Annotated in this window: 26 protein-coding genes; 18 read left to right on the top strand and 8 right to left on the bottom strand. The window is 69.1% G+C overall.

Going from position 1 to position 18,471, the window contains the following annotated elements; genetic code table 11:
* Window positions 1–2 precede the first annotated feature (2 nt).
* Both ASG05_RS00130 and ASG05_RS00125 read left to right on the top strand, forming a co-directional pair.
* Window positions 3–1,052 (top strand): MBL fold metallo-hydrolase, encoded by a 1,050-nt coding sequence (locus tag ASG05_RS00130; RefSeq protein WP_082486184.1) that lies wholly within the window; start codon window positions 3–5, stop codon window positions 1,050–1,052.
* A 104-nt stretch (window positions 1,053–1,156) separates the two neighbouring features.
* Entirely contained in the window at window positions 1,157–2,032 is an 876-nt protein-coding gene (locus ASG05_RS00125) for a patatin-like phospholipase family protein (protein WP_056255932.1), read from the top strand.
* A gap of 13 nt (window positions 2,033–2,045) precedes the next feature.
* Here ASG05_RS00125 and ASG05_RS00120 read toward each other — a convergent pair whose 3' ends face one another.
* Window positions 2,046–2,387 (bottom strand): type II toxin-antitoxin system PemK/MazF family toxin, encoded by a 342-nt coding sequence (locus ASG05_RS00120; RefSeq protein WP_056255929.1) that lies wholly within the window; start codon window positions 2,385–2,387, stop codon window positions 2,046–2,048.
* Window positions 2,381–2,638, bottom strand: a complete 258-nt coding sequence (locus ASG05_RS00115) for a ribbon-helix-helix protein, CopG family (RefSeq protein WP_056255926.1) — start codon at window positions 2,636–2,638, stop codon at window positions 2,381–2,383. Before ASG05_RS00115 ends, ASG05_RS00120 begins: the two co-directional genes overlap by 7 nt.
* A 161-nt stretch (window positions 2,639–2,799) precedes the next feature.
* Here ASG05_RS00115 and ASG05_RS00110 point away from each other — a divergent pair, with 161 nt between their 5' ends.
* The 4 genes from ASG05_RS00110 to ASG05_RS00095 all read left to right on the top strand — a co-directional run bounded on the left by ASG05_RS00110 (window position 2,800) and on the right by ASG05_RS00095 (window position 5,987).
* Window positions 2,800–4,023, top strand: coding sequence for a glycosyltransferase (locus ASG05_RS00110; protein WP_056255923.1), 1,224 nt, complete (start codon window positions 2,800–2,802; stop codon window positions 4,021–4,023).
* Between the two features lie 129 nt (window positions 4,024–4,152).
* Window positions 4,153–4,632, top strand: a complete 480-nt coding sequence (locus ASG05_RS00105; RefSeq protein ID WP_056255921.1) for a heme-degrading domain-containing protein — start codon at window positions 4,153–4,155, stop codon at window positions 4,630–4,632.
* A gap of 19 nt (window positions 4,633–4,651) precedes the next feature.
* Window positions 4,652–5,194, top strand: a complete 543-nt coding sequence (locus ASG05_RS00100; protein ID WP_082486182.1) for a hypothetical protein — start codon at window positions 4,652–4,654, stop codon at window positions 5,192–5,194.
* A gap of 202 nt (window positions 5,195–5,396) precedes the next feature.
* Complete coding sequence (locus ASG05_RS00095) at window positions 5,397–5,987, top strand: hypothetical protein (RefSeq protein WP_056255918.1); 591 nt, start codon at window positions 5,397–5,399, stop codon at window positions 5,985–5,987.
* A gap of 43 nt (window positions 5,988–6,030) precedes the next feature.
* On the opposite strand, the gene ASG05_RS00090 is transcribed toward ASG05_RS00095, so the two are convergent.
* Together ASG05_RS00090 and ASG05_RS00085 are read right to left on the bottom strand one after the other, a co-directional pair.
* On the bottom strand, window positions 6,031–6,471 hold the full coding sequence (locus ASG05_RS00090; protein ID WP_056255915.1) for a hypothetical protein: 441 nt from the start codon (window positions 6,469–6,471) through the stop codon (window positions 6,031–6,033).
* 92 nt (window positions 6,472–6,563) lie between these two features.
* A complete protein-coding gene (locus tag ASG05_RS00085) occupies window positions 6,564–7,088 on the bottom strand; it encodes a DUF427 domain-containing protein (RefSeq protein ID WP_056255911.1) in 525 nt (174 codons plus the stop codon).
* Window positions 7,089–7,151: 63 nt separating this feature from the next.
* On the opposite strand from ASG05_RS00085, the gene ASG05_RS00080 reads away from it, so the two are divergent.
* The 5 genes from ASG05_RS00080 to ASG05_RS00060 all read left to right on the top strand — a co-directional run bounded on the left by ASG05_RS00080 (window position 7,152) and on the right by ASG05_RS00060 (window position 11,869).
* A complete protein-coding gene (locus ASG05_RS00080) occupies window positions 7,152–8,231 on the top strand; it encodes an ATP-binding protein (protein ID WP_056255906.1) in 1,080 nt (359 codons plus the stop codon).
* Window positions 8,231–10,018, top strand: coding sequence for a hypothetical protein (locus tag ASG05_RS16765; protein ID WP_056255903.1), 1,788 nt, complete (start codon window positions 8,231–8,233; stop codon window positions 10,016–10,018). Before ASG05_RS00080 ends, ASG05_RS16765 begins: the two co-directional genes overlap by 1 nt.
* Before the next feature lie 91 nt (window positions 10,019–10,109).
* On the top strand, window positions 10,110–10,763 hold the full coding sequence (locus tag ASG05_RS00070; protein ID WP_056255901.1) for a hypothetical protein: 654 nt from the start codon (window positions 10,110–10,112) through the stop codon (window positions 10,761–10,763).
* Between the two features lie 100 nt (window positions 10,764–10,863).
* On the top strand, window positions 10,864–11,439 hold the full coding sequence (locus tag ASG05_RS00065) for an RNA polymerase sigma factor (protein ID WP_082486181.1): 576 nt from the start codon (window positions 10,864–10,866) through the stop codon (window positions 11,437–11,439).
* Window positions 11,440–11,452: 13 nt separating this feature from the next.
* Window positions 11,453–11,869, top strand: coding sequence for a hypothetical protein (locus tag ASG05_RS00060; RefSeq protein ID WP_056255896.1), 417 nt, complete (start codon window positions 11,453–11,455; stop codon window positions 11,867–11,869).
* A 118-nt stretch (window positions 11,870–11,987) separates the two neighbouring features.
* On the opposite strand, the gene ASG05_RS00055 is transcribed toward ASG05_RS00060, so the two are convergent.
* On the bottom strand, window positions 11,988–12,329 hold the full coding sequence (locus ASG05_RS00055) for an ASCH domain-containing protein (protein ID WP_056255892.1): 342 nt from the start codon (window positions 12,327–12,329) through the stop codon (window positions 11,988–11,990).
* Between the two features lie 182 nt (window positions 12,330–12,511).
* Between ASG05_RS00055 and ASG05_RS00050 the strand changes: the two genes are divergently transcribed.
* Window positions 12,512–12,988, top strand: a complete 477-nt coding sequence (locus tag ASG05_RS00050; protein WP_157489986.1) for a hypothetical protein — start codon at window positions 12,512–12,514, stop codon at window positions 12,986–12,988.
* Window positions 12,989–13,060: 72 nt separating this feature from the next.
* Here ASG05_RS00050 and ASG05_RS00045 read toward each other — a convergent pair whose 3' ends face one another.
* Window positions 13,061–13,507: a hypothetical protein gene (locus tag ASG05_RS00045; protein ID WP_056255887.1), complete on the bottom strand. Its 447-nt coding sequence runs from the start codon at window positions 13,505–13,507 to the stop codon at window positions 13,061–13,063.
* A 211-nt stretch (window positions 13,508–13,718) separates the two neighbouring features.
* On the opposite strand from ASG05_RS00045, the gene ASG05_RS00040 reads away from it, so the two are divergent.
* Together ASG05_RS00040 and ASG05_RS00035 are read left to right on the top strand one after the other, a co-directional pair.
* Window positions 13,719–14,387: a hypothetical protein gene (locus ASG05_RS00040; protein WP_056255885.1), complete on the top strand. Its 669-nt coding sequence runs from the start codon at window positions 13,719–13,721 to the stop codon at window positions 14,385–14,387.
* Window positions 14,384–14,593, top strand: coding sequence for a helix-turn-helix transcriptional regulator (locus tag ASG05_RS00035; protein WP_235491340.1), 210 nt, complete (start codon window positions 14,384–14,386; stop codon window positions 14,591–14,593). The genes ASG05_RS00040 and ASG05_RS00035 overlap by 4 nt, the downstream gene beginning before the upstream one ends.
* Window positions 14,594–14,639: 46 nt before the next feature.
* Here ASG05_RS00035 and ASG05_RS16085 read toward each other — a convergent pair whose 3' ends face one another.
* Together ASG05_RS16085 and ASG05_RS00030 are read right to left on the bottom strand one after the other, a co-directional pair.
* A complete protein-coding gene (locus tag ASG05_RS16085) occupies window positions 14,640–14,945 on the bottom strand; it encodes a hypothetical protein (RefSeq protein ID WP_157489985.1) in 306 nt (101 codons plus the stop codon).
* 559 nt (window positions 14,946–15,504) lie between these two features.
* Window positions 15,505–15,780, bottom strand: coding sequence for a LuxR C-terminal-related transcriptional regulator (locus ASG05_RS00030; protein ID WP_056255879.1), 276 nt, complete (start codon window positions 15,778–15,780; stop codon window positions 15,505–15,507).
* 165 nt (window positions 15,781–15,945) lie between these two features.
* Here ASG05_RS00030 and ASG05_RS00025 point away from each other — a divergent pair, with 165 nt between their 5' ends.
* From ASG05_RS00025 to ASG05_RS16075, 4 genes are all read left to right on the top strand, one after another.
* On the top strand, window positions 15,946–16,428 hold the full coding sequence (locus ASG05_RS00025) for a hypothetical protein (protein ID WP_157489984.1): 483 nt from the start codon (window positions 15,946–15,948) through the stop codon (window positions 16,426–16,428).
* Between the two features lie 290 nt (window positions 16,429–16,718).
* Entirely contained in the window at window positions 16,719–17,054 is a 336-nt protein-coding gene (locus tag ASG05_RS16080) for a hypothetical protein (RefSeq protein ID WP_157489983.1), read from the top strand.
* Window positions 17,055–17,256: 202 nt separating this feature from the next.
* Window positions 17,257–17,808 (top strand): hypothetical protein, encoded by a 552-nt coding sequence (locus ASG05_RS00010; protein WP_056255868.1) that lies wholly within the window; start codon window positions 17,257–17,259, stop codon window positions 17,806–17,808.
* A gap of 160 nt (window positions 17,809–17,968) precedes the next feature.
* The gene (locus ASG05_RS16075) at window positions 17,969–18,367 is read left to right on the top strand and encodes a hypothetical protein (RefSeq protein WP_157489982.1); all 399 of its coding nucleotides are present in this window, start codon (window positions 17,969–17,971) and stop codon (window positions 18,365–18,367) included.
* Window positions 18,368–18,471: the final 104 nt, after the last annotated feature.

Raw genomic sequence — 18,471 nt, 5'->3', positions numbered from 1 at the left:
GGGTGACCGACGCCGCCAGCCGACCCGCGCCTCCTGCGCCTCCCGTCCCGCTCAGCCGCGTGCAGGCCGACGCCGTCCGTCGCGGCGACCTGCCGCCCGTCGAGGAGGTCCGGCACGGCGTCTGGTCGGTCGCGTTCGAGTTCGGCGACGGCATCGACGACCACTCGCTCGGCTACGTCGTCGAGGGCTCGGACGGCGCCCTGACCGTCATCGACCCCGGGTGGGGAGTCGACGCCAACCTCGACCGGCTCGAGCAGGCCCTCTCCGACGTCGACCACGCCCTCGCCGACGTCGAGCTGATCGCCGTCACGCACCTGCACGCCGACCACCTGGGCGGAGCGGAGGCCCTGCGACGAGCCTCGGGGGCCCGCATCGCCCTGCACGCCGCCGAGCAGGCCGCCCTCGCCGACCGGCCGGCCGACGCGGCCGCCGCCGACGCCGACATCGCCCGCTGGGGCGCACCGGCCGAGGACCAGGAGGCGCTGGTCGCCTCGTGGGGGTCGGGTCGCCACCTGCCCGCGGTCGCCGCCGACCTGCTGCTGGCCGACGGCGACGTGCTGCCGATCACGGGCCGGAAGCTGCGGGCGGTCCACACCCCCGGGCACACCGCGGGCCACCTCTGCTTCGTCGAACCCGAGCAACGCCTCGTCTTCACGGGCGACCACGTGCTGCCGCGCATCAACCCCGGCATCGGCCTCGGGGGCCGCACCCCGACGAACCCGCTGAGCGACTACCTCGCGTCGCTCGAGCGCATGGTCGCCCTCGACGTGCCCGGGCCGGACGCACTCGAGGTCTGCCCGGGCCACGAGTACCGCTTCACCGGGCTCCGCGAGCGTGCCGAGGCGCTGATCGCCCACCGCACCGACCGCAGCCGGGACGCCGCGGCGGCCCTCGACGCGCTCGACCGGCCGACCGTGTGGCAGGTCGCCGAGCGCATGTCGTGGAGCGGAGGCATCGCCTCGCTGCACGGCTACCGGCTCGGCTCGGCGCTGGCGCAGACCGGGTGGCACGTGCAGGCGCTCGGCCGGGCCGGCGAGCTGCGCCCGGCCTGACACCTGCCCGAGCAGGGGTCGGGGCGAGCGGCCTACTGTCGAGCGCGGCCCCGGGAGCCGCACCGCACCTCCTGCCCGGGCCGTCACCACGACCGAGGAGAGACATGAGCACCACCACGACCCCCACCCGCACCGCCCTCGTCCTGGGCGGCGGTGGCATCACCGGCATCGCCTGGGAGCTCGGCGTGCTGTCCCGCCTGCTCGAGGCGGGCGTGCCCGTGGGCGACGCCGACCTCGTGGTCGGCACCTCGGCCGGCTCGGTCGTCGGCACGATGGTGCGACTCGGGCTCGTCGACCAGGGCCTCCGCGAACAGTTCGAGGACGTCGTCGAGCTGCCGTCGGGCTCGATCGACCCCGACGTGTTCCAGCAGACCCTCGGTCAGGCGCTCGCCGGGGCGACCACCCAGCAGGAGGCGCGGGCCCGGATCGGCGCGCTGGCCCGCGAGACGCCCGTCGTCGCCGACGAGCCCGAGCTCGTCACGGCCATGCGCGACCGGTTCGCAGGCGCGACCTGGCCCGACGCCGCGCTCACCGTCTGCACCGTGGACGCCACCGACGGCACGTTCCGCCCGCTGGACGGCGGCTCGGGCGTCGACCTGTACCGCGCCGTGGCCGCGAGCTGCTCGGTGCCCGTGGTCTGGCCCACCGTCGAGGTCGACGGTCGCCCGACGATGGACGGCGGCGTGCGGTCGGGCACCAACGCCGACCTCGCCGACGACTACGACCGCGTGCTGGTGTTGTCGTGCGGGCCCGAGCTCGACGTCTCGCCGCTCGGGCCGACCCTGCCCCAGGTCGTCGCGGCGCGCCGCGCGGCCGGGCGCGAGGTCTTCGTCGTCGAGGCCGACGCCGCGGCGCTCGAGGCCTTCGGCACCGACGTGCTCGCCACGACCACGCGTCGTCCCGCGGCCGAGGCCGGCCGTCGACAGGCCGAGGCCGTGCTCGACGACGTCCGCGCGTTCTGGTCGGGCGGCGTCGCCTGACCTGCGCCGCCGGTCACAGAGCCAGGACTGCTCGCAAGCCTGCGTCGACGTCGTCCCGGAGGTACGCGGGGAGCGTGGCGACCGTCGGGCCCAGGTCGCCCTCGTCGACCGTGGAGAGCTGGGTGACGTTCGCGACGGAATCCCGGTCGAGCCCCGAGGCCGCGGCGGGCACGAACACGTTGCCGGGATGGGCCGCGAGCCAGGTGGAAGAGGTGAGGCTCACGACGACCACCGTCGACAGTGCGCTGTGAGAGTAGGCGTCGGCTTGCACGACGACCACGGGTCGGTGCTTCGCCGGGGAGCTGCGCCTCGGGTCGTCCAGATCGAGCCAGCAGACGTCGCCCCGGCTCACCATGCGTCGTCGGCCGTCGCGGACTCGAGACGACGTCTCGAGAACCTCACGAAGTCGGCGGTCTCGGAATCGCTGCGCCCCGCGTCGAGGGCGATGGCCGCGTTGAGCCGTTCGGTGACGGACCGTTGCTCGAGTTCGTCCAGGTAACGCTCGGCGGCTCGAGCGAAGAACTGTGATCGGTTGATGCCCAGCTCGGCGACGCGACGTTCGACGCGTTCGAACGTGGCATCGGGGATGGAGATCGCTGTCTTCATCGATCGAGTATAACCCGGTATGACTTCCGTCGGGGAGGCGGATGGGAGCGTGTTGCCTGCGGAGGAATGTCTCATGTCGGGATCGTAGGGCGCACCGCCGACATCGACCATCGTCCCGCGACGGGCAGGCCGTCAGGCCGCCGGGCCGGTACCCTCGGGAAGTGACCACCGCCTCCCCCTCGCTCCGCATCGCCCTCGTGTCGCTGCACACGTCCCCTGGTGCCGAGCCCGGGTCGGGTGACGTCGGCGGCATGAACGTCGTGGTGCGCAACCAGGCCGAGGCGCTCGGGGCCGCGGGGCACGAGGTCGAGATCCTGACCCGTCGCTCCTCGCCCGACGAACCCGCGAGCGTCGCGCTCGCGCCCGGGGTCACGCTGAGGTTCCTCGACGCCGGGCCCGCCGAACCGGTCACGAAGGGCCGCAACGAGCTGTTCGTCGACGAGTTCCGCGACCGCCTCGCCGAGCTCGGTCCGTGGGACGTCGTGCACTCGCACCACTGGTTCTCGGGCATGGCCGCCCTGCCCGTGGCCCGTGCCCTCGGCGTGCCCCACCTGCAGAGCTTCCACTCGATCGCCGCCCACGACTCGACCCCCCTCTCGCACGGCGAACGTGCCGAGTCGCCCGGCCGCCTCGCCGGCGAAGAGGTGCTCGCCCGCGAGTCGGACGCCGTCGTCGCCATCAGCCACGCCGAGGCCGAGACCGTCACGTCCCGGCTCGGCGGCCGGGCCGACCGGGTCCACGTCGTCCTGCCGGGCGTCGACGCCGAGTTGTTCCACCCCGCGGCGGCCGACCGCCCCGCTCCGGCCCACCCGTACGTCGTCGTGGCCGGTCGGCTCGAACCCCTCAAGGCCCCCGACCTCGCCATCCGTGCCGTGGCGGCGGTGCCGGCCGAGGTCCGGCCCGAGCTCGTCATCGCCGGCGGTGCCTCGACCGAGTTCGCCGGCTACGAGTCCGAGCTGAGCGCGTTGGGCGACGAACTCGACCTCACCGTGCACTTCCTCGGACCGCGCTCGCGGCCGGGTCTCGCCGCGCTGCTGCGCGACGCGTCGCTGGTGCTCGTGCCGTCGCACTCCGAGACCTACGGCCTCATCGCCCTCGAGGCGGCGGCGAGCGGCGTCCCCGTCATCGCGGCCTCGTCGGGCGGGCTCCGCGAATCGGTGGTGGACGGCGTCACGGGCATCGTCCTCACGTCGCGCGAACCGCAGGCCTGGGCCCGGGCCATGACGCAGGTGCTCGCGGACGCGGCGTTGCGTGACCGGCTCTCGCGCGCCTCCCGGTCGCACGCGCTCGACCACCCGTGGTCGCGCTCCGCCGACGACCTCGTGGGCGTCTACTGCGGGCTCCTCGCCCGGCAGGGGTCGCCCTGCCTCGCGGCGTCGGCCTGACCTCTCGGTCGGCTGCCCGCGCGAGGCACCACCAGCGCGTTGACGGGGGCCGGGCCTAGGCTCGCAGCGTGCCGCGCCGAGGCGTCGGCACACCCGAGCAGTCCGCCCCACCCTTCCAGGAGGCCACCGATGACCGACGACACCCTGCTGAAGACCCTCGTCGAGCAAGAAGAGCGCCTGGTGTTCCGCCGGTTCACCCTCGACGTCGCCCTCGACCTGGGCGCCCACCTGCTCGCCGAGGCCCGTCGCCGCGACCTGCCCGTGGCCGTCACCGTGCGCCACGGCCGCCAGCGGGCGTTCCACGCGGCCCTGCCCGGCAGCAGCCTCGACAACGACGAGTGGCTCGACCGCAAGGCCCGCGTCGTCGAGCGCTACGGCCAGAGCTCGTACCGGGTCGGCGAGTCGTTCCGGGTGCAGGGCGGCAGCTTCGACGAGAAATCCCGGCTCGACACGGGGCTCTACGCCGCACACGGCGGGCTGTTCCCCGTGCGGGTCGCGGGCGTCGGCCTCGTCGGCTCGGCCGGCGTCTCGGGCCTGCCGCAGGCCGACGACCACGCCTTCGTCGTCGACGTGATCGAGGACTTCCTCGACCACGGCTACGACGCCTGACGTCACCGCCGAGGCGCGCATGAGCGACCCGACCGCAGGAGGCGCGGTGCCGGCCCCCGAGACCCCTTCCGACGACGAGGCGGCCGAGTCGCTCCGCGCCCTCGTCGAGCGGGCGGCCGCCGACCTGGCGGCCCGTGACGCCCGTACCGAGGCCCTCGCCCGGTACAAGCCCGCGCGCCGCATCGTCGTCGTGAAGACGGCCGAGTCGCTCGAACCGGCGGGCCGGGCCTGGCGCCTAGGAGTGCTGCTGCTCGCGACCGACGGTCGGGTGTTCGAGACCGGCCGCATCACCCGGGCGGTCACGCCGACCCGCTCGCAGCACCTCAGCGCCCAGGTCGAGCAGCGCAAGGCCGAGCGGCGGGCCGCCGTCCGGGGCCACTTCGCCGAGGGCGAGGTCGTCAACTACGGGTACGAGCCGGTGGACCTGTCGACCGGGGCGCTGCGGGCGGGCGACCAGCGCCTCCTCGTCCGTGACGGGCGCGCGCTCGTGCGCTGGGGCACCGCGGCCGGCGAGGTGCGCGACCTCGCGGCGTACCTCGCCGACCGGGCCGAGCTGCTCTAGGGCCCGGGGCGTGCCGCCGCGTCACGACGGAGGACCCTCAGGGCATTCGGAGGGACATCCACCGGTCGTCCAGGCAGCCGAGACGGGTCGTCCACGTGGATCGCGTACCCTCGACGACGTCTTCCGTGCCGGTCACGCGACGGTGCCGTGCCGGCCGTCACCCCTCGACCGTCGCTCCGTCCGACTCCTGAGGAGGCCCACCGTGCGCCGTGTGCTGATCGCCCTCTCCGTCGTCTTCGGCGTCGGGCTCGTCGCCTTCGTCGTCGCGATCGCGATGGTGGTCTCGGCTCTCTCCGCACCCCGCGACGACGACGTGGCGGCCGTCACGTCGACTCCGCTGCCGGCGTGCCCCGAGGTCGACCCGGTCATGGTGGGCGACATCGAGGTGCCGGCCGGCCCGGTCGCGGGCTACTGCCAGGACCGCCTGGTCAACGCGGCCTACATCATGCTGGCGGCTCGGGCGCAGGGCATCGGCGAACACACCCAGGCGATCGGCGTCATGACCGCGATGGGCGAGTCGAGCCTGCGCAACATCGACCACGGCGACGCGGTCGGGCCCGACAGCCGCGGGCTCTTCCAGCAGCGCGACAACGGGCAGTGGGGCACCTACGAGCAGCGCATGGACCCGTACACCGCGGCGACGAGCTTCTTCACGAAACTCGTGTCGATCCCGGGCTGGAAGGACTTGACGCCGACCCAGGCGGCCCACGCCGTCCAGGTCAATGCCGACCCCGACCACTACACGAAGTGGTTCGCGGACGCCGAGGTGGTCGTGGCGGCGCTGTCGGGCTGAGCCGCGCCTCCTGGGGTCGCCGCCGTGCCCGTGCCTGCCGCTGCTACTTCGCGCGGCGACCGATGCTGCGACGGTCACGCCAGGCGCCCGTCGACCAGAGAGACAGCAGGACGAGCAGCGGCTGGAAGACGAGGCGGAACGCCCGTTTGCCGTCGGTGTCGAGGCCGAACGCGTCGGTGTGCGTGACGAGCTGCGAGATGTTGCCGGGGAAGATCGCGGTGAAGAACGCCGCGGCCACCCAGCCGACCGTCACGCGGTGCTTGGGGGCGACGACCAGGGCCGCCCCGATGCCGATCTCGACGACGCCCGACGCGAGCACGACGAAGTCGTCGTCGAGCGGCAGCCACTCGGGCACCTGCGCCTGGAAGGGCTCGCGGGCGAACGTCAGGTGACTCGTGCCGGCGAAGACCAGGGCACCGCCCAGGGCGACGCGGCCGAGGGTGCGGACGAGGGACGTGGGGCGGGGGCGGGGTCGCTTCGACATCCGTCCAGTCTGCACCTGCTCGCACCCGCAGGAGGCGCGGTGTCCGTCATGCGCACCGCCCGCGTCCCGGCGGGGCCACCAGCCCGGCCGGGTCACCAGCCCATGGTGCCGGGGGCTCCCTTGAACGGGCCGACGAGGTTGGCCGTGATCCACCCGCCGTAGAAGTCGCCCTCTTGAGCCTGGACGACCTCGCCGGCGACCTCGCACGAGTCCATCGCGCCCGGGTAGAGGGCGATGTGATCGACGAGCGACTCGTAGCCGGGCCAGGGCTCGGCGTAGAACCAGCCGGAGCGGCGGGCCACGACTCCCCCGCCGGTGACGTCGACGTAGCCGGCCTGGCCCTTGAACTCGCACAGGCTGCGGCCCTCGGCACGCGACAGGGCCCCGGGGGCGAAGTCGGCCCGCGGCAGGTAGTACACCGGCGGGTGGCTCGTCTCGAGCACGCGGATCGCGGCCGTGGTGTCGGCCACGACGACGCCACCGAGGCGCACGACGACGCGCTCGTGCCGGGGTTCGACGCGCGGCGGGCGGGGGTAGTCCCAGACGGACTCCTGGCCGGGGCCGGGCTCGACGCGGACGGGGTGGGCGGGGCGTGACGGGCGGCGGAAGGCGGGCATGGCCCCATGATGCGCCGCGGGGCTGGGACGACGCGCCGGCGGGCCGGGACGGAGAATGGAGACATGCGCGCTCTCCACCCGATCACGCCGGCTCAGCTGCCGGAAGTGTTGCTTCGTGTCTCGTTGGCGCGTCCCGTGCACCTCTGGGGTGCGCCGGGGATCGGCAAGTCGACGATGGTCGAAGCTTTCGCACGAGACCTCGGCATGGACTGCGTCACGCTGATGGCCACGCAGCTCGCACCAGAAGACATCGCCGGAGTGCCCCAACTCGTCACGCGCCAGGACGGCGTGACGTTCTCGCGGTTCGCGCCGCCCGAGCTGCTCGTGCGGACTGAGCCGTTCGTGTTGTTCCTCGACGAGCTCAACGGGGCTCGACCCGAGGTGCAGAAGTCGCTGTACTCGTTGGTCCTCACGGGCCAGGTCGGGGACTTCCGCCTGCCTGGCGGCAGCGTCGTGATCGCGGCGGGCAACCGAGCGACCGACCAAGCGGCGGTCAAGCCGATGCCGGCCCCCTTGCTCAACCGGTTCGTGCACGTCCACCTGCGCTCGTCAGTGGACGATTGGCTCGCGTGGGCCATCGATGCCCAGATCAATCCCCAGGTGGTGGAGTACATCTCCCAGCGTCCCGACCACCTGCACGTCGAGCCGCCGAAGACGGAAGAGGCGTTCTCCACACCTCGCTCGTGGCACGCGCTCGCTGATGCCCTGACCTCGTGGGGCGAGGGTCCTGACCTCGAGATCGTCGCGATGCTCGCCTCGGGCTGCGTCTCGGCATCGCATGCCGCCTCGTTCACGGCGTGGTACAAGATGCGCGAACGGGCTTACGATCTCGACGCCATCATCCGAGGCGACCTGCGTTGGCCGACCGACGTCGCCGACCGCGATCTCTTGCACTTCCACGCGCTGTCCTTCCGCGCTCGGCTCGCGAAGGACCTCCCCGCCGACATCCGCCACGCCTCACCGGCCGGACGGCAGTTCGCGATCCGGGCGAAGGACCTCCTGGTCGGCCTGGCCGACATCTCGCTCGAGATCGCCCAGATCGTCGTCGCACCGGATGAGACAGGAGCGCCGATCCTTCCGGCCTGGTTCCTGGTGGAGCTCGTTCGAGACGTGCCCCGACTCGCGGAGAAGCGATCGGTCTGATGGCCCGGAAGAACCCGAATGAGCCGAAGGACAGGGCACTCGAAGCGGTGCTGCTCGGCTGGAGCACCGTGCGACACCACCCCATGTTCGCTCACATCGGGCAGCACGTGACGCTGACTCGTCGGAACGGCATCCGCCCTGACGACGGGTGGGCGCAGGTGGATTCCGAGACGGGTGAGACCGTCGTCGATCCCACGCGACAGGCCGAACCAGAGCAGTGGGCCTGGGTCTTCGCTCACCTGCTGCTGCATCTCGGGTTCGGTCACCTGGACCCGCGCGAATCCTTCGCCACCCGCGCTGAGGCGACGGCGGCCGACGTCGAGGTCGACCGGTTCCTCGCCTCCCTCAAGTTCGGAAGGACCCCGTTCGATCTGCCCGCCCTCTGGCCGATGGGCTCGCCTGGGCGTCTCGCCGAGGAGTGGCGACTGACCGGAGTGCCGGCCGGGCTCGAGACGTGTGGTGTGGCGGGGACGGCACCCTGCGTCACACAGGGACGGCGCCCGTGGGGTGATGCGCCCGACTGGCGGCAGCTGTTCACCTACGGACTCACCGATGCGGTCTCGGCCGCCATGGACGTCGCGGGCGGAGCGCGGGTCTCCCTCAGCGACCCGTCGGCTCCGATGGCCGCGTGGGAGCGCGCACGACGCTGGTTCCTCTCGGCCTACCCACTTCTCGGCGCCACGATGTCCACCCTCACGGTGGTCGCCGACGCCGAGCTGGCCCGCGGCTGGGACATCCCGATCGCGGCGGTCGACCCGGTGGCAGGCGAACTGTACGTCAATCCACTCGCGGTCTTCTCCGAGCACGAGTGGCGGTTCGTGCTCGCCCACGAGGCCCTTCACGCAGCGCTCTCCCACCACACACGCGCCGGTGGACGCGATCCCTACCTCTTCAATCTCGCGACGGACTTCGTCATCAACGGTTGGCTGGTCGAGATGGCCGTGGGTGAGATGCCCTCCGGCCTCCTCCACGATCCGCAGTTCGCGGGCCAGTCGAGCGAAGAGGTGTACGACCGGATCGCGACGGACTCGCGCCGATACCGCAAGCTGGCGACGCTGAGAGGTCGCGCTCAGCCCGACATCCTCGACTCCGGCGGCCGTCTGCCGAGTGCTGGCGGATCTGTCGACCTCGATGATCTCCTTCGCCGTTCCCTCGGCACGGGTCTCGACTTGCACCTGGCCGAGGGCCGCGGTCATGTCCCGTCCGCCCTCGTGGCGGCCATCCGCGCCCTCGCTCAACCGCCCTTGCGGTGGGACGTGGAACTCGCCCGATGGTTCGAGGAGATGTTCCCGAGTCTCGAGCCCGTCCAGACGTACGCTCGCCCGTCGCGGCGGCAATCGGCGACACCCGACATCCCGCGACCCGGCTGGCTGACACCCGAGATCCCCATGACTCAGCGAACCTTCGGCGTCGTGCTCGACACCTCCGGATCGATGGACGTCCGCCTCCTCGGCAAAGCCCTGGGTGCCATCGCGTCGTACGCACGAGCCCACGACGTGCCCGCCGCCCGGGTGGTGTTCTGCGACGCCGCAGCCTATGACGCTGGTTACCTCGACGTGGACGACATCGCCGCGGGCATCCGCGTGCGTGGCCGCGGCGGTACCGTCTTGCAGCCAGCCGTCGACCTCCTCGAACGAGCGTCGGACTTCCCCGAGGACGGTCCCCTCTTGATCATCACGGACGGCTTCATCGACGTCCTGCGGATTCGGCGGACACACGCCTTCCTGATCCCCGCTGCAGCATCTCTGCCGTTCCGCCCCAAGGGCCCTGTCTTCCGGTTCTCATGATCGACGTCACCTGGCCCCTCCACGAGCGGGCCTCCCTGCTGAGACAAGGGGGCAGCCGTGGCGAGCCTTTGGCTGATCGTCCTCGCGACGGATGGGCATCGACGCACTTCTGATCACATCCCCCGACCGAGACGGGCCCGAACAGGTCGTGCGGGTGATGCACCGCGGGGCGGGGACGTCCACGCGGTATGGCACGCTTGCCGATGTGGGCGATGTCGATACCTCAGGAGCGGATGACGCGTTCCACAGACCGAGGCACCGGCGTCTTGACAGCAGCCATCGTCGTTTCGACCTCGGGGCGCAGGCCTGGCGTCCGCTGGCCTACATCGGGGCCGCCCTGGCAGCTCTGGTCATCGCCGTGCTCTTCGCTTCGGCCGTCCATGACTCGACTCAGCCCCGCGTATCGGGCACTTACACCGAAGAGACCTGCGAGGGTGGTGGCCGATACGGCTGCGAAAGCGTAGGCACGTGGACGAGTGACGACGGTGAGTCGACCTACCGCGGCGTCGCTCTCGACGGGTCGGTGGGAACGGACGGAAAGTCCCGTTCGTACGCGATTCCGAACGCCCTCTTCGGCGGCACCGAAATCGTCCACGGCAGCACCATCAGTCCTCTCCTCGGAATCGTCGGGCCGGCCGTCCTGTTCGGCATGCTCGCCCTCGTCGTGCTGCGTGCTGCCGACAGATGGGGCGACCTCGATCGAGTGAAAAAGTCGTGGAAACACCGCAGGGCCTCCAAGACCTGAGCTGTCGGCTCATCGGCAATGCAGAAGAAAACCGTTCTGCATGGTCACAAAACGGCCACGCCTGGCACTTCACTACTGAGAGCGAAAGTGAGGGCGATCGATGAAGCGACGATCGACACCGGGCGAGACCGAGAACGACTTGGTGGCTCGCGCGCGCGTTGGGGACATCGACGCGTTCGAAGCACTGACGCGGCTGCACGTCAGGAGCGTCCTCCGGTACGCAGCCTCGGTGGTGACTGATCGTGGCAGTGTCGAGGACGTCGCCCAGGAGGTCCTGCTCGTGGCCTGGCGCCGCCGCAGGGACCTGGACCCAGAACGTTCCCTGCTGCCGTGGCTGCTCGTGACGACGCGCCACATCGCGGTCGCGACCAACCGCCGGGCCATCCGCCAGGAGGCCGGCGACCTCGACACGGTGGACCACCTCCACCAGTGGGAACGCGGTCAGGACCGTCGCGCAGCAGCGGACGAACTCGCTCACCTCCGCGAGGCCCTCGATGGTCTCCCACAAGAAGACCGGGACCTGGTTCGGCTCTGCTTCGTCGAAGGCGTCTCGTACGACGACGCGTCAGCGGCACTCGGCCTGACGCCTCCCGCGACACGCAAGCGTGTCCAGCGCATCCGCGGCCGGTTGCGCTCCTTCCGCACAGCCACCACCGGCACGACGTACGAGAACTGAGAGCAGGGCGAACATGACGAACACGAACTGGTCCGACACCGACCTCGATGCCGCCGCAGGTCGCATCGAGCACGCCCTTTCGCGCAAGCTACGGGGTCGGAAGCGCCTCCAGCGCGGCGCGATGGCCGCGGGCGTCGTCGCGCTCGGAGTCACGAGCGTCGCGGCCGCATCGACATTGCTTCCTCCGCAGACCAAGGGTGAGGTCAACGGTGCCGCACCGTACATCTCAGCCGTCTCCTCGTGCCTCGAAACCGCGGGCTGGAACGTGTGGCTGGCCCCGTCCGGCGGCCTCGACCCCGCCGCGGAGAGCATCCACTTCTCGGTGAACGGCTACGAGCAACTCCGCTTCGCGGACGACATCGATCGATGCCGCGCCGACGTCGCTCGGGCGAACGGCGTCGACGTGATGGACGTCATCGGACTCCGGTAGTCCCCGAAACGACCCTCGAGCACGAGCTGCCGGGTCGTCGCCTCGCGCCGATCGGCGGTTGCCCTTCGAAAATCATCTGTGAACCAAGAGCTGGAGATCGTGTCGAGGTGACGATTCTCTACCGGTACGGCTCGATGAGACTCAGCTCAGCGACGTCGACGACCGCATCGCCTGGCATGTCCGGGCAGAAGTTCTCGCGCAGTTGCGCTGCGAAGAGCGTCATGTCCGTTCCTGGGGGCTCGTGTGCCTGCTCCGCAGTCAGCTCGTCGAGGCGGTACTGCCGGACCGCGACGACCTGCCCGGCGATCGGCTGCGCAGTCGGGTGTTCATCGGACACGAACGTCGCCGCTCCGACACGGACCGACTCGCCCCAGCGGACAGTGGTCACCTTCCGGCCAGCGATGATCGCGTCGTAGTGCTTTCGATGGAAATGGACCACATGCCGAGCTTCGTCAGTCACCGGACCAGCCTGCCGCAGAATCGTCCGCCCACCGATCCTCTGTCGAACACTGACGCAGACTCCCCGCCTCGGGGCCGCTCACCGTGCTGCACAGCCCGTCTTCCCGGGAGTGTCGAGGCACCGGGTCGGGGGATGTCCATGCCCGGGTGCAAGCCCTAGCATCATGGGAAAGAGGAGGCCTGATGAGCATTGCCGTGGAGCGTTCCGTGCGGTCGCCGCGATCGGATGTGCGCGTCTTGGTCGGAACGGGGGCGGCGGTCGGCGCCGGCTGCGCGCTGCTGCTCCCCATCGTGTGGATGGTCGCTTGGGGTGCCTTCGCCGGACTCGACGGCGCCGGGATCGCTGGATGGGTCGTCATCTCGCTCGTCTACGCAGTGCCTGCTGCAGTGGTCTTCGCCCTCGTCGGGGCAGTCGCTGGACTCGTCAGCGCGTCGCTGTGGCGGCAGCGTCACCGCTGGGGCAGATCGAGAAGCCAGGCGTGTGCGGCGGCGGCCACGGCAACGGTCGTCGGCATCTCAGCAGGCCCAGCCACGGGCTTACTCCTCGACGACCCTCTTGCCGGCGCGATCGTCGGCCTCGTCGCCGCGTCGGCTGCCGGCCTCACGGCGGCATCGACCTTGCGGCGCCTGGCACGGCGAGAGGCGACGCCCGTTCGGTAGCCGATCGGTCACTGGCCACCGCCGGCCGTTGGCCCCTCCCCGCAGCTACGGGGCGCCAGCTGTGTCCATGGGTCAGTCCGAAACCGATCTCGGTGAGGGATTCCCCTGTCGGATGCGAGGAAGGCGCTTGTCGAGCAGCACAGCGAGCCGGTCTAGATCACTGCGGACGGCGTCAGCGTCGGACTGGAAGTCAGCCTCAGACATTCCGTCCCGGCGGAAGAGAGTGAAGATGGCCTCGGTGCCCTGGTCGTTGGCCACGACACGGAAGGAGTTCCGCACGACAGATCCGTCGGGAAGGGTCACGTCGTGGTCGAGTATCCCCAGCTCCACCGGCCCCGTGAACGCCACCTCGACGACACCCATGGGCGAGTCCGTGATCCACCGCCCGTCCTCCTGGCGAATCCCGCTACTGAGACCGGCCGCCCACGCGGGCAGATTCGCCGGATTCCCGGCGACGCTGGAGACGGCGGCGACGTCGTGGTCGAGCGAGCGCGAGATGTGAACGACAGGCCAGGTCATGCTCGGAAGCTAGCAGCCCCCAAGCCGAGCGCACCGGCTGACGATCCCCTACCGGGACAAGACGCTTCGACCCCAACGGGGAAATGCGGGGCTGAGCAAGTCATCGCTGGAGGACCTTGACCGCGGCCCAAGAGCACGTCGCCACGGAAGGACCGACGGTACCCACTCTGGGGCCTGGAATGGCACAACGTTTATCGTTACGCTTCTGTCCGTGACCTTGATGGATCAGCCCGCCAGGGCACTCACTCAGAAACACTCGATCAGCTTGGTGTTCGTCCTGTCCCTAGGCGCGATGCTAGCTGCACTGGGGCAGGCAGTCCTCGCGATCGTCACTCTCGTTGGTCGGTTGAACGACCGAGCATCCGGCGTTGACTACACCTGGAACACAACGGCACCCATCCGTGAGCTCGCGGGCTCGCCTCGTGAAGGCGCGCCGTCGGTCGTTGCCGGCACCACTTCGGCAATCACTCAGATGACCGGCACGGTGAAAGACCTCCCCGTGTCGATCCTCGTTCTCGACGGTGCGAGCGATCTGGTCTCCGCGCTGACGATCTTCGGTGCGGCGTTGTGCGTCTTCATCCTCGTCCGCACGATCGGCTCCGGGGCACCTTTTGCTCGAGCATGCTCCCGAGCGCTCATCGCCCTGGCGATCGTGGTCTTCGTCGGTTTCGAAGGCGCCAGTGTCCTCAGAGTCGTCAGCGATATCTCGCAGCCTCACATCATCTTCAGTGAGCCCACGTTCCAGGGAACGTTCGTTGGCAGTGGCTACGGGGCGTCGGTGCCGTTCTGGCCCATCTACGTTGCGGTTGTCCTGGCAGCCCTGGCAGCCGTGTTCAGAACCGGTGCCGCATACCAGAACGACAGTTCGGGCCTCGTGTGATCGGTCGGGTCACATGCCACCTCGAGTCGCTCCTGAACGATCGCGGCATGACTCTCGTGGAACTCTCCCAGCGAGTGGGAGTGACCACTGTCAATCTCTCGATCCTCAAAAATGGCCACGCCAAGGCCATCCGCTTCAGCACCCTGGAGGCCATATGCGACGCCCTCGACTGCACGATCGGTCAACTGCTCACTTTCGACTCGTAACCTTGCCCACTGCGCAGAGCTCCGGAGAACCATCGTCTATCGGGCGCTAACTCAGGTTGACGCAAAACACGTTTGTCAGGGACTCAGTCGTCATCCCACTCGTCGCGCATCTCCTTTTTGTAAGAACTGCGACCTGAACCGTCAGGGCCCCAAGGAGTTCTTCGCGGTTGAGCCTGTTTGTCGTTCTGTATGCCCACGTCGCTTCCCCCTCGGCATTCAAGGTCTTCACGAGTACGAACGCCTCAATAGCCGTCTCGCCTTCCTCCAGTGGATGGACCTCTAAGCCCGCCAGAGCCTGCTCGATCGGGACACGCTGTTCGCCAGATGTCGGATTCCCGGAGTGACTACCCATGCCACGAGTAAACCCATTCTTTGACCCGAGCAGTCGCGCCCGCTGGCCGATCCCCGAACGGGCAACGCGCCTCAATCGCGAACGAACCAGCTGAACGGCCACCGAGCTGAGCGGGCCCTCCGCCGCGCGCGTCGAGCCGCGTCCTGGCGCGCCGTTGCATGAGCTCGTCGAGCTCGAGCCAGGAGCTCATCGCCACGAGTCAGACGTGCTGCTTCCCGCGTCGGGTGAGTGAAGAGACCGACACCTGACCACGCGATCAGCCCACCAGTCGTGACGACGAGGAGCGGGTGGCCTCGGCCGGTGGATTCGAGATCACCTGCGAGCCAAGCGTCCGTGAGCCAAAGGCCCACCACCAGCGTGGCGATCCCCAGAACGACGACGCAGCCGCCCGACACACGCCACTTCCACATGCCCTCAACGCCTCTCTTCGCGCCCCTTCGCAGGGCAGGTCTCCAGCATCCCAGCAAAGCTGACCGACTCGAGGTGTCGACTGCCACACAGGACATCGGCCTGGCTCAGAGAAACCGACCTCGTTCGCCGAAGCCAGCGCGGATGAGTTCTACGACGTCGAGGCGTCGAGTGCGTCGTCACAAGGCTCAGCGAGCGTGGCGTGCAAGAGCCCCGAGGCCTCGATCGGCCACTGGTCGCCGGCCAGGATGCCGAACACGAATGCAGCCGCGACGAGCGCTGCACGATTCGGCACCCGGAACTTCGCCTGCAATTTGGCGACGTGGTAAGCGACCGTGGTCGGTGCGAGGTAAAGCCGCTGACCGATGGTGTCGTAGCTCTGGCCACGCGAGAGCTCGACCAGGATCTGAGCCTGGGTGGGCGTCACGCAATGCGCGCAGCGCGACTTGTGTGCCACGAGGCCCCTTCCGACCGGTCTGTCGGTCACTATACAGATCACTAGTCCTCACGAGAACAGGCCGTTTCGCCTTGTGGCGGGAGGGCCCTCTGGTCTTTCATGAGCCTCACTGCAGCACCTCGTGAAGGAGACATGATGGCCACGAAGACCACCTGGACGGGCGCTTTCGCCACGACCATCTGCCTCGTCAGCCTGACCGGATGCGTCGCCACGACATCCTCCACCGATCCAGCGTCGAACCACCCGACGATGATCAGCCCGACGTCGCCTCCTGCAACCGGTGGCACACTCGTCGACCCGTTGACACGGCTCGAGGACCCCGATTCGGACGCCTTCCTCGCCACGACCGTCTCGCCGTCGCTGCACGAACACGGCACAGGTGCGGCCACGTTCGACGTGGCCAGGCCCGACCCGTCCTTGACGCAGCTGCGTTTCTACATCGCCTGCGCAGCCGGTGAGTTCACGGTCACTCTCGGCACGTTCTACTCGGGCGACTGCACACCTGACTTCACCAGCAGCGGGACCATCCCGCTGCCATCCGGGGAAGACCCCCTGAGCGTCCGCCTGGACGTCTCGGTGGGGACTGACTACTGGATCACCGCCATCCCGGTGCCGTGACCAGCCGACGCGAGTCGGACCAGACAACAAAAGGAGTACTCATGAAGAAAAGCCTTGCCGCCGTCGCCGTCACAGCCCTTCTCGTCTTGGCGGGTGGCACAAGCGCGATGGCAGCTGAGGTCCCCACCGCGGGTGTCCAGAGTGCACCGACAACGACCAACGGGACGGACTCCATTGACGGCACCGACTCCCTCTGCTCGGGAAGCCGGGTCGTCTACAAATCGTCAAGCTCGGCCGGGTCTTTCACCCAAGCGTCGGGGGCGAACAGCTCGGTCACAGGTGGCCCGGGCGTGACCCTCGCGATCAGCACCTCCACCTCGTTCACGGTCTCGGGCAGCATCACCGCCACCACGGGAGTCACAGTGAGCAATGTCGTCGCGAGCGTCAAAGCTGACGTGGGCGTGACCATCGGCGCCAGCAAGACCGGCACGACAACGAACTCGGGGTCATGGACGGTCCCGTCCAGCTACGGGTCAGGGCGCCTCGCGATCGGCTCGATGAAGTACAGCGGCACGACCACGAAGTACATCGAGAACTCCAGCTGCACCCTCGTGAAGCAGGGCTCCTCCGCGACCTTCAACGCCCCGCAGCAGGAATGGCACTTCCAGACGTCGCGAGTGTCCTGACACCGAACGGCCCATCGCTCGACACAGTCGGTCCCCGTCGACATCTCAGGCCGGCGGGGACCGATCTGACGAGAGTCGTCACGAGATCATCCTTGATGAAGACGCAATCACCACGGGGCAAGAACCGCAGCGTGAACCGATGACCGATCCCCTATCGGGCATCTGGCCGGTTCTCGGGCCGAACGAGTGCAAAAGTTAGCTCATGCACGTCCTCAGCCGCGACGAAGCCCTGTCGATACTGCTCGTCGACGACGCCGATGACCAGGCCAAAGCGCCTTTGAACGAGGGGCGCGAAATCGTCATCGCCTTGTCAGAACAAGATCTGCGGACAATTGAATTGTCGCTTTGCGACGTCGTCGTCAGCATGGACCGACGGGAATTCACGGATCATATGCCGCTCGACGTTCACGAAGCGTTGCGCTGGGCCGACGACCTTCGCCTTCTTCGGCAAAGCGTCTTTGAGGAACGCGAGGCAATTCCGCTGTCTTCGCCTGCCGTCCGTGCACGACGTATCGACTGGGCAGCTTGGAGCAAGGTCGACTCTGAAGCCAGCTCCCCGCGAACGGACGAGGCTTTGTTCTGCATCTCGGAAGACGACCTCGCGGTGATGTCCTCGGCTGTTCGGCATGCCACTGATCGCGACCCGGCGGTAATGAACCCCGTTGATGGGCGCCTGATGACCGACGACACCGTCGGGAGAGCACTGAGAGCGTCATTCGAGAGCATGGCTCGGAACTTCTACAGGCGCGCCTGACGTGCCCAGCAGCACGACCTATTGCCGGATGCCGAAGTGGAATTGATCGCTGAAAGCGATCGTCTACCGGGACACGCTCATGACTCGAGTCGTTGATGATGCGAGACAAATTTGAGGGTGCTAGCGCGGCCGGCGGCCACGCCGGCGCTAGGGTCAGGGCATGAACGAGGCCGACCGCGAACTGCTCCGCCGGGCTGAGGCGGAGGTGGCAGCGCTGCCCCACCGTGACTCCCTCGCTGACCCGTCTGCCTGGTCGGGTCAAGGCCCCGCGGCCATTATCGAACCGACCGGTCGGGCTCGATTGCTCGCCCCGGTGACCCTCTTCGTCTGCTTCGTCACGGCCTGCGCCGAGGGTTCGTGGCTCTGGTTCTCCGCCGCAGAGTGGACCTCTATGGTCTGGTTTGCCGTGCCATTCCTCCTGGTCGCCTCCATAGTGCTCGCACTCATCGCCGGAGCGCTAGGCGGCCGCGCCGGCCGATGGGCCGGCATCTGTGGCGGCATCGCGATCGTGCCGCCCGTATGTTTCGTGGTGTCGCTGCCCCTCGCGCTTTTCACGTAGACCGCTGTGGCTTGCGCCGCGGCAGCTCGACGGCATCCCGTTGGCCGATCCCCTATCGGGCGCTCCAAGCACGCGCTTCTACAGGGCTGAACGTCGGCGCATGC

It is taken from the genome of Frigoribacterium sp. Leaf186, assembly GCF_001423905.1.
Classification (GTDB): Bacteria; Actinomycetota; Actinomycetes; order Actinomycetales; family Microbacteriaceae; genus Frigoribacterium.
This window is presented reverse-complemented; position numbering and strand designations above follow the sequence as displayed.

Bases quoted from the DNA above. Each gene is read 5' to 3' on its own strand.
- ASG05_RS00080 (WP_056255906.1), top strand. From the start codon at position 7,152: ATGCGCGCTCTCCACCCGATCACGCCGGCTCAGCTGCCGGAAGTGTTG.
- ASG05_RS00090 (WP_056255915.1), bottom strand. From the start codon at position 6,471: ATGTCGAAGCGACCCCGCCCCCGCCCCACGTCCCTCGTCCGCACCCTC.
- ASG05_RS00045 (WP_056255887.1), bottom strand. From the start codon at position 13,507: ATGACCTGGCCTGTCGTTCACATCTCGCGCTCGCTCGACCACGACGTC.
- ASG05_RS00065 (WP_082486181.1), top strand. From the start codon at position 10,864: ATGAAGCGACGATCGACACCGGGCGAGACCGAGAACGACTTGGTGGCT.
- ASG05_RS16085 (WP_157489985.1), bottom strand. From the start codon at position 14,945: ATGGGTAGTCACTCCGGGAATCCGACATCTGGCGAACAGCGTGTCCCG.
- ASG05_RS00125 (WP_056255932.1), top strand. From the start codon at position 1,157: ATGAGCACCACCACGACCCCCACCCGCACCGCCCTCGTCCTGGGCGGC.
- ASG05_RS00100 (WP_082486182.1), top strand. From the start codon at position 4,652: ATGAGCGACCCGACCGCAGGAGGCGCGGTGCCGGCCCCCGAGACCCCT.
- ASG05_RS00070 (WP_056255901.1), top strand. From the start codon at position 10,110: ATGGGCATCGACGCACTTCTGATCACATCCCCCGACCGAGACGGGCCC.
- ASG05_RS16075 (WP_157489982.1), top strand. From the start codon at position 17,969: ATGAACGAGGCCGACCGCGAACTGCTCCGCCGGGCTGAGGCGGAGGTG.
- ASG05_RS00115 (WP_056255926.1), bottom strand. From the start codon at position 2,638: ATGAAGACAGCGATCTCCATCCCCGATGCCACGTTCGAACGCGTCGAA.
- ASG05_RS00010 (WP_056255868.1), top strand. From the start codon at position 17,257: ATGCACGTCCTCAGCCGCGACGAAGCCCTGTCGATACTGCTCGTCGAC.
- ASG05_RS00120 (WP_056255929.1), bottom strand. From the start codon at position 2,387: ATGGTGAGCCGGGGCGACGTCTGCTGGCTCGATCTGGACGACCCGAGG.
- ASG05_RS00050 (WP_157489986.1), top strand. From the start codon at position 12,512: ATGAGCATTGCCGTGGAGCGTTCCGTGCGGTCGCCGCGATCGGATGTG.
- ASG05_RS00025 (WP_157489984.1), top strand. From the start codon at position 15,946: ATGGCCACGAAGACCACCTGGACGGGCGCTTTCGCCACGACCATCTGC.
- ASG05_RS00060 (WP_056255896.1), top strand. From the start codon at position 11,453: ATGACGAACACGAACTGGTCCGACACCGACCTCGATGCCGCCGCAGGT.
- ASG05_RS16765 (WP_056255903.1), top strand. From the start codon at position 8,231: ATGGCCCGGAAGAACCCGAATGAGCCGAAGGACAGGGCACTCGAAGCG.
- ASG05_RS00105 (WP_056255921.1), top strand. From the start codon at position 4,153: ATGACCGACGACACCCTGCTGAAGACCCTCGTCGAGCAAGAAGAGCGC.
- ASG05_RS00085 (WP_056255911.1), bottom strand. From the start codon at position 7,088: ATGCCCGCCTTCCGCCGCCCGTCACGCCCCGCCCACCCCGTCCGCGTC.